Here is a 16,739-nt window from a genome sequence, read left to right on the forward strand (position 1 = left end):
TGCCCCTCAATCGGCACCGTTCGCCGAAGGTGGCCGGGCGGGGCCCCTTGACCGGTAGTTACTTTCCATATATCCGTACCTTCTTGGAAGTTTCTTTCAGTCCCAGGAAGGAGCCCACGTGCACCACCGCACCTCCCGGCGCACTCTTCTCACCGCTACCGCGGCCACCGCCGCCGCGGCCGCCACCGGCGTCGTCGCCGTCCCCGCCGCCGCGCAGTCCGCGAGCGCCTCCACCGACCGCCGCCTCAAGCGGCTCATCAGTCGGATGAGCCTGGAGGAGAAGGTCGGCCAGCTCTTCGTGATGCGGGTGTACGGGCACTCCGCCACCGACCCGGACCAGGCGGACATCGACGCGAACCTCAAGGAGATCGGGGTACGCACCGCCGCCGAGCTGATCGACAAGTACCACGTCGGCGGCATCATCTACTTCGTCTGGGCGCACAACACCCGTGACCCGCACCAGATCGCCGACCTCTCCAATGGCATCCAGCGCGCCGGGCTCGCCGGCCCTCACTCCGTACCGCTCCTGATCTCCACCGACCAGGAACACGGCATCGTCTGCCGCGTCGGCGAGCCCGCCACACTGCTGCCGGGCGCGATGGCGCTCGGCGCGGGCGGCTCGCACTCCGACACCCGCCGGGCCGCCCGGATCGCGGGCGACGAGCTGGCCGCCCTGGGCATCGTGCAGAACTACGCGCCGAACGCCGACGTGAACGTCAATCCGGCCAACCCGGTGATCGGCGTACGCTCCTTCGGCTCCGACCCGCGGTCGGTGGCCGGGATGGCCACCGCCCAGGTGAAGGGGTACCAGGGCGCCGGGATCGCCGCCACGGCCAAGCACTTCCCCGGCCACGGCGACACCAACACCGACAGCCACAGCGGGCTGCCGTTCATCCACCACACCCGGGAGCAGTGGGCCGAGCTGGACGCCCCGCCCTTCCGTGCCGCGATCGCCGCGGGCATCGACTCGATCATGACCGCGCACATCGTGGTCCCCGCGCTCGACGCCGCCGAGGACCCCGCGACACTGTCCCGGCCCATCCTCACCGGCGTCCTGCGCGAGGAGTTGGGCTACGACGGGGTCGTGGTCACCGACGCGCTCGACATGAAGGGCGTACGGGAGAAGTACGGCGACGACCGCGTCCCGGTCCTGGCGCTCCAGGCGGGCGTCGACCAGCTGCTGAACCCGCCGAACCTCGCCGTCGCCTGGAACGCCGTGCTGGCGGCCGTCAGGAGCGGGGAGATCAGCGAGGCCCGGATCGAGGAATCGATCCTGCGCATCCTGCGGCTGAAGACGAAACTGGGCCTGTTCCGCGACCCGTTCGTCACCCACCGGGGCGTCGACCGCACCGTCGGCACCCGCGCGCACCTGGCCGCCGCCGATGGCATCGCCGAGCGTACGACCACGCTGCTCACCAACCCCGGGGCGCTGCTTCCGCTGTCCCGCCGCTCCCACCGCAAGCTCCTCGTGGTCGGCGCCGACCCGGCCTCGCCGTCCGGTACGACGGGCCCGCCGACCACCACGCTCGCCGGTGCCTTCGGCGAGCTGGGGTACACGGCGACCGCCCTGTCCACCGGCACGGCCCCGGACCAGGCGAAGATCGCCGAGGCGGTGGCCGCCGCGCGGGGCAAGGACGCGGTGATCGTCGGGACGTACAACCTCTCGGCGGCCAGCAGCCAGCTAACCCTGGTCAAGGCCCTCGTGGCGACCGGCGTCCCGGTCATCACCGTGGCGATCCGCAACCCGTACGACATCGCCCAGCTGACCGGTACGGGTGTCGCGGCGAGCCTGGCCGCGTACTCCTGGACGGACGTCGAACTGCGGGCGGCGGCACGGGTGATCGCGGGCCGCGCCGAACCGGAGGGCAGGCTCCCGGTCCCGGTGCAGCGCGCGGACGACCCGGCCCGGGTGCTGTACCCGGTCGGCTACGGGCTGTCCTACTAGGCGTACGCCCGACGGCGACGGCGCGACGGTCGTGCCACCGCGCACGATGGCCGCGCTGTCGTCGTGCCACCGCGCACATCGGCCGCGCTGTCGTCGCGCCACCTCCACACGTCGATCGCGCCGCCGCGTACCACCGGCGTACCACCGCGCACACCGCGACCGGCGCCGAGTTGCCCCGGCACCCGGCGTGTTCCCGCTCCGGCGGACCACGCCGGGTGTACGTCTTGACGGGACGTATCGGGGGTTCCTCTTATGCACAGCACGCACAGGCGACGCCACGGGCGCCGTTCCTCCGCGGTGGGACGAGGGGCGCGCGCCGCACGCGTACCCCTGCTGGTGCTGGTGGCCGCCGCTGCCGCCGCGCTCTCGCTGACCGCCTGCGGGCAGCCCGTCGACACCCCGGACGACCGGGGGCCTGCGCGGGGCGGCTCCGCGCCGACGGCGTACGGGGTGGTGTTCCTCGGGCCCGCCGACTGCAGTTCGCGCGGCGCCGAGGTGCATGAGGTGTCCTGCCGCAGCGAGAAGGCCATGGCCCGGGTACTGGCCCGGCATCTCGGAGCCGCGACCGCGGGCCCGCACTGCCCTCCCCCGACCGACTTCGTCCTGCACATCTCGGAGACCGGCGACAGCACGCCCAGCCGCCTCACCCGTGGCTACGCCTGCATGCGGAATCTGGAGCCACCGCATCCGGGCGACCCGGGGCAGGGCGGCGGGCCGCTGACGCGCGTCGGTGACTGCGTCCGTCACTCACGCGGGGGCCCGGGCGAGGGTGCGGACACGGGCGAAATGGAGGAGACCGCGTGCGACGGATCGGGCGCGCGGGCACCGGAGTTCGAGGTCGTGTCGGCGGTGCGGCGGCGCGCTCTCTGCCCGGACACCACGGACCTCTTCGTCACGCTGGGCGGCGACAGGGCCGTGGGCTGTGCCCGCCGGATCTGAGGTACGGAACCGGCGGGCACAGCCCACTGTTTCGGTGATCAGCCGCGGTTACGGGCGCAGGGTGCCCTGACCGCGCTCGACCTCACCGTTGCGCTGGTCGAGCCGCGCGTCGAACTTCGCGAGCGGCTTCGCCTTCGCCGGGTCCGCGTCGACGGCCGCCGGGGCGACCCCCGCCCAGCGCAGGATGGCGGCGGTGGCCTTCGCCTTCTCGTCGGCGACGAGACCGGAGACCTTGGAACCGTGGTTGCCGCCCGGCACCGTGTAGACGTAGCTGTCACGGGCGCCGTGGCCGAGGCGGAAGGGCTCCGCACCCCACGGGTCGTTCTGCCCGTAGACGTACATCATCCGCTTGGCGTTGTGCTTCACCCACGTGTCCACGTCCCGCATCACCGACGGCTGGAACCTCATCGGGATGGTGCGCGGCACGAAGTTGCGGGGCGGCTGGTAGCCGTAGCGGCTCAGGTTGCCGAGCCACGGCTGCTTGATGTCGGGCGAGCCGAGCTGCGTACCCGCCTGGTAGTAGTACGGCGTGTACGTCTCCAGGCCCTTGTCGGCGTAGGCCGAGAAGCCGGAGATCCCGTCGATCGAGTCCCAGATCGCCTGGTCGGTGGCGTTCTTGGCGTCGGCGGGGATGTCGGCGCAGTCGGCGAGCAGGCTGTACTGCCAGAACGCCCAGATGTAGTCCATGACGACGGCCTCGTAGGCACGGTCGAGCGAGCCGACCGTGTTGAAGGTGAGGCCGTTCGCGGCGGCGTACTCCTTGTACTTCTTCTCCAGCGGCCCGCGGCGGATCAGCGCCTCGCGCTGGACCCCGTTCAGCTTGTCGCGGCACTCCTTGGTGCCGACGTTCGCCAGGAACCGGTCGTACGCCGAGTCCTCCTTGTTGACCACGTCGTTGGGCGCGACATACGCGACGACGCCGTCCATGTCCTTCGGGTAGAAGCGCTCGAAGTACGTGGCGGTCATGCCGCCCTTGGAGCCACCGGTGGTCAGCCAGTTCTTCGAGTAGAGCTTCTTCAGCGCCTTGAACACCCGGTGCTGGTCGCTGGCGGCCTGCCAGATGTCGAGCTTGGACCAGTCGGCGGGCGCCGGGCGGGACGGGGTGAAGAAGCGGTACTCCAGGGAGACCTGGTTGCCGTCGATGATCTGCGTCGGCTCACTGCGGCTGGGGTTGGTCGAGACGTTGTAGCCGCCGGTGAAGAAGACCGTCGGGCGGCTCGTGTCCTTGTGCAGCAGGGTGATGCGCTGCTGGAACGTGCCCTTGGACGGGTGCCGGTGGTCGACCGGCTGGGTGTAGTTGAGGACGAAGAAGCGGTAACCGGGGTACGGCTTCTCCTCGATCAGACTCATTCCCGGGATCGCCAGGACGCGGTCCTTGATGTCCTCGCTGCTGGACTCACTGCTTCCGGCAACGCTGCTGCCCTGCTTCGCGGTCGGTTCCGCGGCGGTGGCCGCACCGGCCGAGGCACCCGTCGCACTCACTGTGCCTATGAGCACCGCGAGCGACAGAACCCCTCTGAGCGCCTTGCGCATGCACCCTCCCCTAGTTTCACGACATTCGCCGTGAACCTAGCCGGGGCAACACGCGCCACGCCAGACCTGATTGACCACATACTTCACGGGGTCCTCGCGGAACGTCAGCAGAGGATCCATCCGGTGGAGGCCGACGAGCCCCCGATCGAGCCGGTTGCCCGGACGCAGCGGTTCAGCGCATGGGCCGTCACCGGGCCCGCCAGTTGGGTGTAGGTGCCGCTGTCGGTCACCGCCCGGCCGCCGCGCGGCTGGAGCGAGACGCTCATCGCCCGCCGCTTGCCCGGCTTCTTGGCGACGGTGACGGCGCAGGCGTACGCACGGCTCTTGTAGACGCGCAGCTCCCCCTTGGCGAACGTCACCGTCTTCGCCGGGCGTCCGGAACAGGACGAGGCGGCGTGCGCGGCGGGGCCCGCGGGGGTGCCGAGCACCAGGCCCACGGCCGCGAGGAGCGGCAGGACGAGCAACCGTACGAGCATCGGTCTGCCCACCCGTCCGGACGGCTTCGACGTACTCAGCGGTCTCACCACCCCATCGAACATATGTATCTCCACCCGCCCCATGCGCGTATACGCGTACGACGCGGGAGACCGCCCAACGGTTGCACGTGGCGCGCGCCCTCAGACCCCCGCCGGCTCGTCCTCGCCGATGAACGTGCGCCACAGCCGGGCGTACTGCCCGTCCCTGGCCAGCAGCTCCTCGTGCGTGCCGTCCTCGACGACCCGGCCGTGGTCCATCACCACGACCCGGTCGGCGCGGGCGGCCGTGGTCAGGCGGTGAGCCACCACCAGCGTCGTGCGGCGGCCGGTGAGCCGGTCGGTGGCCTGGTTGACCAGGGCCTCGGTCGCCAGGTCCAGGGCCGCGGTGGCCTCGTCGAGCAGCAGGACGTCCGGGTCGACGAGTTCGGCGCGGGCGAGCGCGACGAGCTGGCGCTGGCCGGCCGAGAGGTTGCGGCCCCGCTCGGCGACCTCGTGCAGATAGCCGCCGTCCAGCGTGGCGATCATGTCGTGCGCGCCGACCGCCCTGGCCGCCGCCTCCACCTGCGCGTCGGTGGCGTCGGGCAGCCCGTAGGCGATGGCGTCACGGACCGTACCGGCGAAGAGGTACGCCTCCTGCGGTACGACCCCGAGGCGGTGCCGGTAGGCGGTCATGTCGAGCCTGCGCAGATCGGTGCCGTCGGCCGTGACCCGGCCGCCCGTGGGGTCGTAGAACCGGGCGACGAGCTTGACGAGGGTCGACTTGCCCGCGCCCGTCTCCCCGACGAAGGCCACCGTCTGACCGGCCGGGATGCGCAGGTCGATGCCGGTCAGGGCCTCCTCCTCACCGCCGTACGCGAAGGACACGTCCTCGAACGCGATCTCGCCGCGCAGCGACAGCACGTCCATCGGCTCGTCGGGGTCCTCGGTCGAGGTGGGCTCCTGGAGCAGTTCCTGGATGCGGCCGAGCGACACGGTGGCCTGCTGGTAGCCGTCGAAGACCTGGGAGAGCTGCTGCACGGGGGCGAAGAACAGGTCGATGTAGAGGAGGTACGCGACCAGCGCACCGGTGGTCAGCGTGCCGTTGTCGACCCGGCCCGCGCCGACGATCAGCACGGCCGCCGCGGCGACCGAGGACAGCAGCTGGACGAACGGGAAGTAGATGGAGATCAGCCACTGGCCGCGCACGCGGGCCTGGCGGTAGTGGTCGCTGTGCTCGGCGTACCGCCGGACACCGTCCCGCTCGCGGCCGAACGCCTGCACGATCCGCAGTCCGGAGACGGACTCCTGGAGGTCGCCGTTGACGGCGCTGATGCGCTCACGGGCCAGTTCGTAGGCCTGGACGCTCTTGCGGCGGAAGAAGACGGTTCCGATGATGAGCACCGGCAGCGTCGCGAAGACGACCAGGGCCAGCTGGACGTCGAGGACCAGCAGCGCGACCATGATGCCGAAGAAGGTGACGACGGAGACGAAGGCGGTGACCAGGCCGGTCTGGAGGAACGTGGACAGCGCGTCCACGTCCGTCGTCATCCGGGTCATGATCTTGCCGGTCAGTTCGCGCTCGTAGTAGTCGAGGCCGAGCCGCTGGAGCTGCGCGAAGATCTTCAGACGCAGGGAGTAGAGCACCCGCTCGCCGGTGCGGCCCGTCATCCGGGTCTCGCCGACCTGGGCCACCCACTGCACGAATACGACGAGCAGCGCGATGGCGGAGGCCGCCCAGACCGCGCCGAGCGCGAGCCGGTTGACGCCCTCGTCGATGCCGTGGCGGATCAGTACGGGCAGGAGCAGACTCATGCCCGCGTCGACGGCGACGAGCGCCAGGCTGACGAGCAGCGGAAGGCCGAAGCCGCGCAGCAGCCGGCGCAGCCCGTAGGACTCCTCGGCCTGCACGGCGCGTGCCTCGTCGATGGCGGGGGTGTCCGTGGCGGGCGGCAGCGCGTCGACCTGGGCGAGCAGCTCGGGGGTGGCGGGCATGCCGGCCAGCGCCGTGTCGCGCGGTACTTCCTCGCGGATCCACAGATCGGGGGTGATGCCCCGCTCGGCGTCGAAATCGGCGTCCAGCTCCTCCTGGAACGCGCGGTCATCCTCGGCCGTCGCACCGGTGTCCACGGGCAGGTGGCCCGGCGAGGTGCCGCCCAGCTCGTCCGGGTCGGTGAGCAGGCGGCGGTAGAGGGCGGAGCGCTGTTCCAGTTCCTCGTGCGTACCGATGTCGGCGAGCCGTCCGCCGTCGAGGACGGCGATCCGGTCGGCCAGGCCGAGGGTGGAGCGGCGGTGGGCGATGAGCAGGGTGGTGCGGCCCGCCATCACCTGCTTGAGCGCCTCGTGGATCTCGTGCTCGACGCGGGCGTCGACGGCGGAGGTGGCGTCGTCGAGGAGGAGCAGCCGGGGGTCGGTGAGGATGGCGCGGGCGAGCGCGACGCGCTGGCGCTGACCGCCGGAGAGGGTGAGCCCGTGCTCACCGACCGTGGTGTCGTAGCCGCGGGGCAGCTCGGCGATGAACCGGTCGGCCTGGGCGGCGCGGGCGGCCTGCTCGATCTGCTCCTGGGTGGCGTCCGGGGCGCCGTACGCGATGTTGGCGCGGATGGTGTCGGAGAACAGGAAGCTGTCCTCCGGTACGAGGCCGATGGCGGCCCGGAGCGATGCCTGGGTGAGTTCGCGGACGTCGTGGCCGCCGACCAGGACGGCGCCGTGCGTCACGTCGTAGAAGCGGGGCAGCAGGAGCGAGACGGTGGACTTGCCGCTGCCGGAGGCGCCGACGAGGGCGACGGTCTCGCCGGGCTCGATGGTGAGCGAGAAGCCGTCGAGGACGGGCCGCTCGTGGTCGTAGCCGAACCGTACGTCGTCGAACTCGATGCTCGCCGGGGCGTCGGCCGGGAGCTCCTTCGTACCGTCGTCGATCGTCGGCTCGGTGTCGATCAGCTCCAGGACCCGCTCCACACCGGCCCGTGCCTGCTGGCCCACGGTGAGGACCATGGCGAGCATCCGGACGGGGCCGACGAGCTGGGCAAGGTAGGTGGAGAAGGCGACGAACGTACCGAGGGTGATCTCGCCCTTCGTCGCCAGCCAGCCGCCGAGGGCCAGCATGGCCACCTGGCCGAGCGCGGGCACGGCCTGGAGGGCGGGGGTGTAGCGCGCGTTCAGCCGGACGGTGCGCAGCCGCCCGGCGAAGAGCCTGCGCCCGACCTCGCGGAGTTTGCCGGTCTCCTGCTCCTCCTGCCCGAACCCCTTGACGACCCGGACGCCGGAGACGGCGCCGTCGACCACTCCGGCGACGGCGGCGGCCTGGCTCTGGGCGTACCAGGTGGCGGGGAAGAGACGGTTGCGCGAGCGGTGGGCGATGAACCAGAGCGCGGGGGCGACGGCGAGGGCGACGAGCGTCAGCAGCGGCGACAGCCACGCCATGATGCCCAGGGAGATGAGGAAGAGCAGGACGTTCCCGAGGGTCATCGGGAGCATGAAGAGCAGGCCCTGGATCAGCTGGAGGTCGCTGGTGGCGCGTCCGACGACCTGGCCGGTGGACAGTTCGTCCTGCCGCCGTCCGTCCAGGCGGGTGATCGTCGCGTACATCTCCGTACGCAGATCGTGCTGTACGTCGAGGGCGAGGCGGCCGCCGTAGTACCGCCGGATGTACGTGGCGATGTAGACGAGGACCGCCGCGGCTATGAGGAGGCCGGTCCAGACGGCCAGGGAGCGGGTGTGGTCCGTGACGACGTCGTCGATGATCACCTTGGTGATCAGCGGGACGAGCGCCATCACGGCCATTCCGGCGAGCGAGGAGCCGAGCGCGAGCATGACATTGCGCCGGTACCGCCATGCGTAGCCGGTCAGCCGCCGGCCCCACCCCTGTTGGTCTGCGCCCGTCACCGATGCCTCCCGTTCGACCCCATGTCCACCTGATCTACCGGAAGGCACCAACGCCGCGAGCAGTGGATTTCATCCCGCCGCAACAAAAGGGGGCCCCATGGCGTAGGCCGAACGGGGCGGAACCGGGACCCACGGCGTACGGGTGGGTCCCGGGGACCGGGCCGGGTGGGCGGCAGGTCCTACGACCGCGGCTTCGCCGTGAGCATGGGTACGGCGGGGGCCTCGGGCACCGCGGGGACGGCCTCCTGCGGGGCCATGGGCAGGGTCGAGGAGCGCCAGGACTTGGTGGTCGGGTTCAGATCGCGGTGGACGGCGCGGGCGACGGCCTGGATGGTGTCGATGCCGCCGTTCATCGTCTTGTTGTCGTGGGTGAGCACGGTGAGGGCGTAGTCGTGGCCCTTCCCCGTGAAGGCGCCGATGCTGTGCACCCGCCAGCCGTGCGTGGCGCGCGGCAGCCAGCCGTTCTTGACCTGGACGGCCGCTCCCGCCGGGGCCCCGGCGGGCGTTCCCCAGCGCTGTGCGGCGACGACCTTGCGCATCAGGCCGAGCTCGTAGCCGCGGGAGGCGTCGGTGAGCACCTTGTTCTCGGTGGTCAGCAGGTTCAGCAGCCGCAGCTCGTCCTGTGCGGTGATCCGGGTGAGACCCCAGTAGCCGTCGGAGCCGGGCACGGTGCGGGTCATCCCGGCCGCCTTGAGGAACGCCTTGACCTTGGTCGCGCCGAGCTGCTTCCACAGGGCGGAGGTCGCGGCGTTGTCGGACTTGGTGATCATGGATGTGGCGAGGCTCTTCTCGCGCTTGGTCAGGGAGCGGTCCTTCTTCTGGCTGTCCCAGAGCAGGGTGGCCAGGACCGTCGCCTTCACGACGCTCGCGGAGTCGTACGTCTGCGTGCCGCGCAGGGTGCAGGACGTGTTCGTGGTCCGGTCGTAGAGCGCCACGGCCGCCGTCGACTTGCGCCCCTTGAGCGCGGCGGTGATGTCCCTCGTCAGCTTGACGGCCAGCCGCGTCCTGTCGGAGGTGCAGCTCACGGTGGGTGTGGCAGCCGCGGCGGGAGCGGCGGCGACGGCCATGGGCGCGAGCACGGCGGTGGCGAGCGCGGCGGAGAGTATGCCCCGGGACATCCGGATGCGGTGTGTGGTCATGAGAGTTCCCGTCCCTGCGTGATACGTACGGATGCGCCCCCCGGCACACCCGAAACAGACGACTGCTGACCGGCCGAATAGTTGTACGCGGCTCCGTGAGGTGTTCTGGAACGGTGCGGGGCGGGTAGTGGAGGACGGCCGGAGGCGAACGGGCCGGCACGGGACGGACGAACCAGGACGGGTTGCGCACATGACCAACGACCTACTCACGGAGGCGTACCGCTGCGGCCGGCTGTACGCCGCGCTCGCCGAGCTGCAGAAGCTCGGCACGGGCACGCATCACTCGTTGGGAAGCTCGGGCCTCAGGGAGCAGGTCGCCAAGGAACCCAGGAAGCATCTGACCGAGCACCTGGAGAGGGCCGGCAAGTATCTGCTCGACGCGAAGAACCGGGACAAGGGCGCGGCGGCGGCCGTCGTCTTCCGGATGCTCCCGGACCTGCTTCCGGAGCGGCGCGAGCTGCCGGGGGATCTGCGGTCCGTCGAGAAGCAGGAGCGGTTCCAGGAGGGCGTGAAGGAGCAGACGGCCGAGATCGTGAAGGCGCTCCAGGACGCGTGACGTGCGGGCCCGCTCTCCCCCGGTGCCGTCGCGGGCCCGCTCTCCCCGCCGCGGGGACGGCGGGCCCGCGACGGCCGGTCGGTTCGGCTACAGGTGCGTCGGCTCGAACATCCTCAGCAGGGCCGGAAGCACGACGACCGACGGGCCGGGGGCGGCCAGGGCCTTCGCCAGGTCCGCGGCCAGTGATTCCGGTGTCGTACGGACGGCGGGGACGCCGAAGGACTCGGCCAGCGCGACGAAGTCCGGCCGGGCCAGTTCCGTCGCCGTGGCCTCGCCGAAGGCCCCCGTCATGTACTCGCGCAGGATGCCGTAGCCGCCGTCGTCGACGATCAGCCAGGTGACGGGCAGGCCGTACTGGCGGGCGGTGGCGAGTTCGGCGATCGAGTACATCGCACCGCCGTCGCCGGAGACCGCGAGCACCGGCCGCGTGGGGTCGGCCGCCGCCGCGCCGATGGCCGCCGGGAAGCCGTAGCCGAGGCCGCCCGCGCCCTGGGCCGAGTGCATGGTGTTCGGGTGGCGGGCGTCGAAGGCGGACCAGGCCCAGTAGGCCAGGATCGTCATGTCCCAGAAGCTGGGCGCGGTGTCGGGCAGCGCCTCGCGGACCGAGGCGAGGACCTGCTGCTCCAGGGTGAGGTCCTGGCCGGCGATCCGGTCCCGGACCTTCTCCAGCACCGCACGGACCCGTTCGGGCGCGGTGGCGTCCGCACGGGCGTCGACCGCCTCCAGGAGGTCGGCGAGCGCCTCGCGGGCGTCGGAGTGGATGCCGAGCGCGGGATGGTTGGACTCCAGCTTCCCGGCGTCGGCCTCGATCTGGATGATCCGGCCGCGCGGGGCGAACGTGTGGTAGTTCGAGGAGAGTTCGCCGAGGCCCGAGCCGACGACGAGCAGCACATCGGCGGACTCCAGGAAGTCCGTGGTGTGCCGGTCCTCCAGCCAGGACCGGAGCGAGAGCGGGTGCTCCCACGGGAACGCGCCCTTGCCGCCGAACGTGGTGACGACCGGGGCGTTGATCCGCTCCGCGAGCGCGCGCAGCTTGCCGGTCGCGTCGGAACGTACGACTCCGCCGCCCGCGATGATCGCCGGGCGCTCGGCGTTCGACAGCAGGTGGGCGGCGGCCACGGTCAGTTCAGGGCGCGGGTACAGCTCGCGCGGGGTGGCGTCCATCGCGCTGACGACCGGCAGCACGGTCTCGGCCAGCAGCACGTCCTGCGGGATCTCCACCCAGACCGGGCCGTGCGGGGCGGTCAGCGCGGACTCCCAGGCGGCGGCGATCGCGGACGGGATCTGCGACGCCGTACGCACGGTGTGCACGGACTTCACGATGTCGCGGAACGACGCCCGCTGATCGCGGAGTTCGTGCAGATAGCCGTGCCGGCCCCCGCCCAGACCCGCCGTCGGGACCTGGCTGGAGATCGCGAGCACCGGGGCGGACGCGGCGGCCGCCTCCTGGAGCGCGGCGAGGGAGGTGAGCGCGCCGGGGCCGGTGGAGAGCAGCAGGGGCGCCACTTCCCCGGTGATCCGGCCGTAGGCGTCGGCGGCGAAGCCCGCGTTGTTCTCGACGCGCAGGCCGACGTACGAGAGGGAGGAGCGGCGCAGCGCGTCGAACATGCCGAGCGCGTGCTGGCCGGGCAGCCCGAAGACGGTGGTCGCACCGAGGCCCTGGAGGGACTCGACGACCAGGTCGCCCCCGTTGCGTCCCGGCGGGGGGTTCAGAGCGGCCTCGGCCTGGGCGGGCGTGAGCCGGGGCCGGTCGTCGTGGTCGTGGCTCACTTGGCTTCGGCCCCGTCCGCCGTCCTGGCCGCCGCGATCTGGCGGGACATGATCGTGGTCAGCTCGTACGCCGTGTGGGAGGCGGCGACGGAGGTGATCTCGGCGTGGTCGTACGCGGGCGCGACCTCGACCAGGTCGGCGGAGACCAGGTGGCAGGAGGCGAGGCCGCGCAGGATCTCCAGCAGCTCGCGGGAGGTGAGGCCACCGGCCTCGGGGGTTCCGGTGCCGGGGGCGTGCGCCGGGTCCAGGACGTCGATGTCGATGGAGATGTACAGCGGCCGGTCCCCGATCCGCTGCCGGAGCTGGTCGGCGATCTCGTCGACGCCGCGCCGCATGACGTCGGCGGAGGTGACGATGCCGAAGCCCATCTTCTCGTCGTCGGTCAGGTCCTGCTTGCCGTACAGCGGTCCGCGGGTGCCGACGTGGGAGAGGGCCGAGGTGTCGAGGATGCCCTCCTCGACGGCCCGCCGGAACGGGGTGCCATGGGTGTACTCGGCGCCGAAGTAGGTGTCCCAGGTGTCCAGGTGGGCGTCGAAGTGGAGCAGCGCGACGGGGCCGTGCTTCTTGGCGACGGACCGCAGGAGGGGCAGCGCGATGGTGTGGTCGCCGCCGAGCGTCATGAGCCGGGCCCCGGTGCCGAGCAGATCGTCGGCGGCGGCCTCGACCGTCTCGACGGCCTCGTTGATGTTGAACGGGTTGGCGGCGATGTCACCGGCGTCGGCGACCTGCGCGAGGGCGAACGGCGAGGCGTCCTGCGCCGGGTTGTACGGACGCAGGAGCCGGGACGCCTCACGGATCGCGTTGCCGCCGAAGCGGGCGCCGGGCCGGTAGGAGACCCCGCTGTCGAAGGGCACGCCGACGACGGCGACATCGGCGGTGCCGACCTCGTCGAGCCGGGGCAGCCGGGCGAACGTCGCGGGCCCGGCGTACCGCGGGACGCGGGAGGAGTCGACGGGGCCGCGCGGCGATTCGTTGCTGCTCATGGGTGGAGTGCCTTTCCTTCGGGGGGTGCGCGCTTTGTGGGCGTTAGTACGTTATTCAGTGTGCGGGGTGCGGAGGGTGCCGGGGGGCCGGGGTCGTCCGGCAGCCGCGTCCTGTCCTCAATCGCCGGACGGGCTGGATCATGACGCCCCCGACGCCACAGAGGCAACGCCCCCCACCGAACCGGTTCCGTCCTCAAACGCCGGACGGGCTGGAATATTCAGGGCAGATCAAGCGCAGGGGCAAATCAAGCCCGGGGGGGGCAGATCAAGCCCGTCCGGCGATTGAGGACGTCTTTGGAGCCTGTCCGGCGATTGAGGACATCGTTTGAGCCCGTCCGGCGATTGAGGACGCTCGTCGAGCCCGTCCGGCGCTCGGGGCCAGGTCCTACGTGGTGGCCGGTTCGCGCGCCGGGGCGTCCGGCTCAGCGATCCCCCGCCCCGCCACCCGCTCCCGCCACGCACTCAGCACCGCCGGATCCGTAGGCTTCGTCGCCAGCGAGACGATCACGTACACCGCGAGCGAGGCCGACAACCCGTAGAAGACCGGCTCGTTCGCGAGGATTCCGTATCCCGCCATCAGCCCGATCACCGCGACACCGCCCACCGACACCGCCGCCAGCGCCCCGGCCGCCGTACCGCGACGCCACAGCAGGCCGCCCAGGATCGGTACCAGCAGCCCGCCGACCAGCAGGTTGTACGCGACGGTCAGGGCCTCGACGACGTTGTTCAGCGCGATGGCGATGAGGATGACGGCGATGCCCATGATCAGGACGAACACCCGGTTGCCCCGGACCTCGTCCCGCTCCTCGGCATCTCCGCCCCCGCTTCCACTTCCACTTCCGCTTCCGGCCACCGCTCCCCGCAGCCGCGACCAGATGTCGTTGTTGGCGACGGTGGCGCAGGCGATCAGCGCACCGGAGGACGTCGACATCACGGCGGCGAGTGCCGCGGCGAGCACCAGCCCGCGCACCCCCACCGGCAGCTCGTCCTTGACGATGGTCGCGAACGCGGCGTCCGCGCTCGGCAGCTTCGGGTACATCACCTTGGCCGCGGTGCCGATGACGGCTCCGGCTATCGCGTAGACCAGACAGTACGTACCGGCGACCGTCCCGCCCCAGCGCGCCGTCCGGTCGCTGCGCGCGGTGAACACCCGCTGCCAGATGTCCTGGCCGATCAGCATGCCGAAGGTGTAGATCAGCACATAGGTGAAGATCGTCTCGCCGCCGATGCCCAGCGGGTCGAAGTACTCGGTGGGCAGCTGTGCCTTCATCTCGCTGAAGCCACCGGCCTTGACGACCGCGATGGGCAGCAGGAGCAGCAGCACCCCGATGGTCTTCACGACGAACTGCACCATGTCCGTGAGCGTGATCGACCACATACCGCCGAGCGTCGAGTACGCGACGACGATGGCACCGCCCAGGACGATCGCGACGGTCCGGTTCATGTCGAAGAGGACGTCGAAGATGGTGGCGTACGCGATGGTCGAGGTGACGGCGAGCATCAGCGTGTAGGCCCACATGACGATGCCCGAGATCAGGCCGGCCCGGCCGCCGTAGCGCAGGTCGAGCATCTCGGAGACGGTGTAGACCTTCAGCCGGGCGATCCGCGCGGAGAAGAAGACGGACAGCGCGAGCAGGCCGAGGCCGATGGTGAAGACCATCCAGGCGCCGGAGAGCCCGTACTGGTAGCCGAGACCGACGCCCCCGATGGTGGAGGCGCCGCCGAGGACGATGGCGGCCATGGTGCCGGAGTACATCCAGGGGCCGAGGCGGCGGCCCGCGACCAGGAACTCGCTCTTGGACTTGGCGCGGCGCATGCCCCACCAGCCCATGGCGAGCATGCCGGCCAGGTAGACGACGATCACGGCGTAGTCGACAGCCATGGGCTTCCCTCCGTCTCGTTCAGCGGGTTCGGGTTCGTGCGTGGTGAAGACGGTAGGTGGCCGGGAAGCGGCGCTGAAGTGTACGTTTCATCCATTCTTGACGCGCTGACTGGATGGACCGTCCATGCCGGATTTCCCCGCCGGGCCGCCCACCCCGCCCATCCCCCTGACGGAGCTGCTCGCCAGGGAGGAGCTGGGGCTGCGCCGGATCGCGGGCCCGGACCACGCGGACCTGCTGTGGGTGCACACCTCGGAGATGGCCGACCCGTACCCGTATCTGCTCGGCGGTGAGCTGCTGCTGAGTGCCGGGGTGCTGCTCACGGACCCGGAGCGCTATGTCGCCCGGCTGGTGGAGGCGGGGGCCGCGGCGCTGGGCTTCGGGGTGCGGCCGGTGCACGAGACGGTGCCGCAGGCGTTGGTCGAGGCGTGCGACCGGCACGGTCTGCCGCTGCTGGAGGTGCCGCCGGACACCCCGTTCACCGCGATCGCGCGGGCGGTGTGGCGCCTGATGGCCGAGGCGAGGCATCGCGAGCTGCGCCGGGTGACCCGCGCCCAGCAGGCGCTGGCGACGGCGGCGGCCCGCCCCGACCCGGTGCCCGCGGTGCTGCATCAGCTGGCCGCCCAGCTCGCGGGCGGGGCCGCGCTGCTGACGGCGGAGGGCGAGGTCCTGCACACGGCGGGCCGCCGCCCGGCCCCGGAGGTACGGGAGGCACTGGCGCGGCTGGCCGGGGTGGTCGCCCCGGCCGGACCGGCACCCCTCCCCTCCTCATCCCCGTCCGCATCCCCTCACCCTCCCGTCCCCCTCTCCCCGGCTCCCACCTCCGCGACGGACACGTGCGGCGACGCCCAGCTGTCGGCGTACGCGCTCGGGGGCGGTCAGGGGCTGGTCCTCACCCTCGCGTCCCGGCAGCGCGAGGCGGGCGACCGGACGGTGGCCGGCATCGCGGTCGTCCTGCTGTCCCTGCTGGCCGCCCCGCACCAGGGCGCCGACGCGGCGGGCCGTTCGGCGGCGCTCGTACGGATGCTGCTGGGCGCGAGCCCGCGGGACGTGACCCCGCTCCTGGGCGGCGAGGGCCCATGGACCGTGGTGCACGCCCGCCGCGGCGACGGCGCCACCGCCGACCCGCTCACCGCCGGAGCCCTGGGCGCGTCCCTCGGCTCGGCCCTGGTCGACGCGGGGAAGGGCCGCGACGCGGTACGGGTCCTGCTCACCACCCCCGCCCCGCTCACCCCGCAACCGGGCTGGACCCTGGGCGCCTCCGACCCCGTACCCGTCACGGACCTCGACGCCGCCGACACCCGGGCGGCCCGCGCCCTGGGCCACGCCGAGGCGACCCGCACCCCCCTGAAGGTCCACTCCCCCGCCCCGGGCCTCGCCGCCCTGATCCCCCCGGACCGGGCCGCCGCCCACGCCCGCACCCTCCTCGCCCCGCTCACCCCGCCACTGGCCGACACCCTGCGCTGCTGGCTGTCCCTGCACGGCAGCTGGGACCGCACGGCGGTGGCCCTGTCCGTCCACCGCAACACCGTCCGCCAACGCATCGGGCGGTGCGCGGAGTTGCTGGCCATGGACCTGGACGACATGGACGTACGCACGGAGTTGTGGTTCGCACTGCGGCGAACGTGAGACCGGGGCGCGGGACAGCGAGGACGTA

General features: G+C 71.8%; 11 protein-coding genes. 4 read left to right on the forward strand and 7 right to left on the reverse strand.

The window, feature by feature from the left end:
* Positions 1-118: 118 nt before the first annotated feature.
* Positions 119-1,945 carry a glycoside hydrolase family 3 protein gene (locus OG251_RS13300; RefSeq protein WP_326677369.1) on the forward strand — a complete coding sequence of 609 codons (1,827 nt, stop codon included), beginning with the start codon at positions 119-121 and terminating at the stop codon, positions 1,943-1,945.
* 252 nt (positions 1,946-2,197) lie between these two features.
* Positions 2,198-2,884 carry a hypothetical protein gene (locus tag OG251_RS13305; RefSeq protein WP_326677370.1) on the forward strand — a complete coding sequence of 229 codons (687 nt, stop codon included), beginning with the start codon at positions 2,198-2,200 and terminating at the stop codon, positions 2,882-2,884.
* A 48-nt stretch (positions 2,885-2,932) separates the two neighbouring features.
* Here OG251_RS13305 and OG251_RS13310 read toward each other — a convergent pair whose 3' ends face one another.
* The 4 genes from OG251_RS13310 to OG251_RS13325 form a co-directional block, all read right to left on the reverse strand.
* Positions 2,933-4,417 (reverse strand): S28 family serine protease, encoded by a 1,485-nt coding sequence (locus tag OG251_RS13310; RefSeq protein ID WP_326677371.1) that lies wholly within the window; start codon positions 4,415-4,417, stop codon positions 2,933-2,935.
* Positions 4,418-4,521: 104 nt separating this feature from the next.
* The gene (locus tag OG251_RS13315; protein ID WP_326681246.1) at positions 4,522-4,893 is read right to left on the reverse strand and encodes a hypothetical protein; all 372 of its coding nucleotides are present in this window, start codon (positions 4,891-4,893) and stop codon (positions 4,522-4,524) included.
* Positions 4,894-5,034: 141 nt separating this feature from the next.
* Entirely contained in the window at positions 5,035-8,754 is a 3,720-nt protein-coding gene (locus OG251_RS13320) for an ABC transporter ATP-binding protein (protein ID WP_326677372.1), read from the reverse strand.
* Between the two features lie 179 nt (positions 8,755-8,933).
* Positions 8,934-9,893, reverse strand: a complete 960-nt coding sequence (locus tag OG251_RS13325; protein ID WP_326677373.1) for a serine hydrolase — start codon at positions 9,891-9,893, stop codon at positions 8,934-8,936.
* A gap of 190 nt (positions 9,894-10,083) precedes the next feature.
* Here OG251_RS13325 and OG251_RS13330 point away from each other — a divergent pair, with 190 nt between their 5' ends.
* The gene (locus tag OG251_RS13330; protein ID WP_326677374.1) at positions 10,084-10,449 is read left to right on the forward strand and encodes a hypothetical protein; all 366 of its coding nucleotides are present in this window, start codon (positions 10,084-10,086) and stop codon (positions 10,447-10,449) included.
* An 87-nt stretch (positions 10,450-10,536) separates the two neighbouring features.
* Here OG251_RS13330 and OG251_RS13335 read toward each other — a convergent pair whose 3' ends face one another.
* The 3 genes from OG251_RS13335 to OG251_RS13345 all read right to left on the reverse strand — a co-directional run bounded on the left by OG251_RS13335 (position 10,537) and on the right by OG251_RS13345 (position 15,084).
* Positions 10,537-12,219 (reverse strand): thiamine pyrophosphate-binding protein, encoded by a 1,683-nt coding sequence (locus tag OG251_RS13335; protein ID WP_326677375.1) that lies wholly within the window; start codon positions 12,217-12,219, stop codon positions 10,537-10,539.
* Positions 12,216-13,202 (reverse strand): agmatinase, encoded by a 987-nt coding sequence (gene speB, locus OG251_RS13340; RefSeq protein ID WP_326677376.1) that lies wholly within the window; start codon positions 13,200-13,202, stop codon positions 12,216-12,218. The genes OG251_RS13335 and speB overlap by 4 nt, the downstream gene beginning before the upstream one ends.
* Positions 13,203-13,587: 385 nt before the next feature.
* The gene (locus tag OG251_RS13345) at positions 13,588-15,084 is read right to left on the reverse strand and encodes a sodium:solute symporter (RefSeq protein ID WP_326677377.1); all 1,497 of its coding nucleotides are present in this window, start codon (positions 15,082-15,084) and stop codon (positions 13,588-13,590) included.
* A 124-nt stretch (positions 15,085-15,208) separates the two neighbouring features.
* On the opposite strand from OG251_RS13345, the gene OG251_RS13350 reads away from it, so the two are divergent.
* Entirely contained in the window at positions 15,209-16,711 is a 1,503-nt protein-coding gene (locus OG251_RS13350; protein ID WP_326677378.1) for a PucR family transcriptional regulator, read from the forward strand.
* Positions 16,712-16,739: the final 28 nt, after the last annotated feature.

Origin of the sequence: Streptomyces sp. NBC_01237 (assembly GCF_035917275.1) — a bacterium.
Lineage (GTDB): Bacteria > Actinomycetota > Actinomycetes > Streptomycetales > Streptomycetaceae > Streptomyces.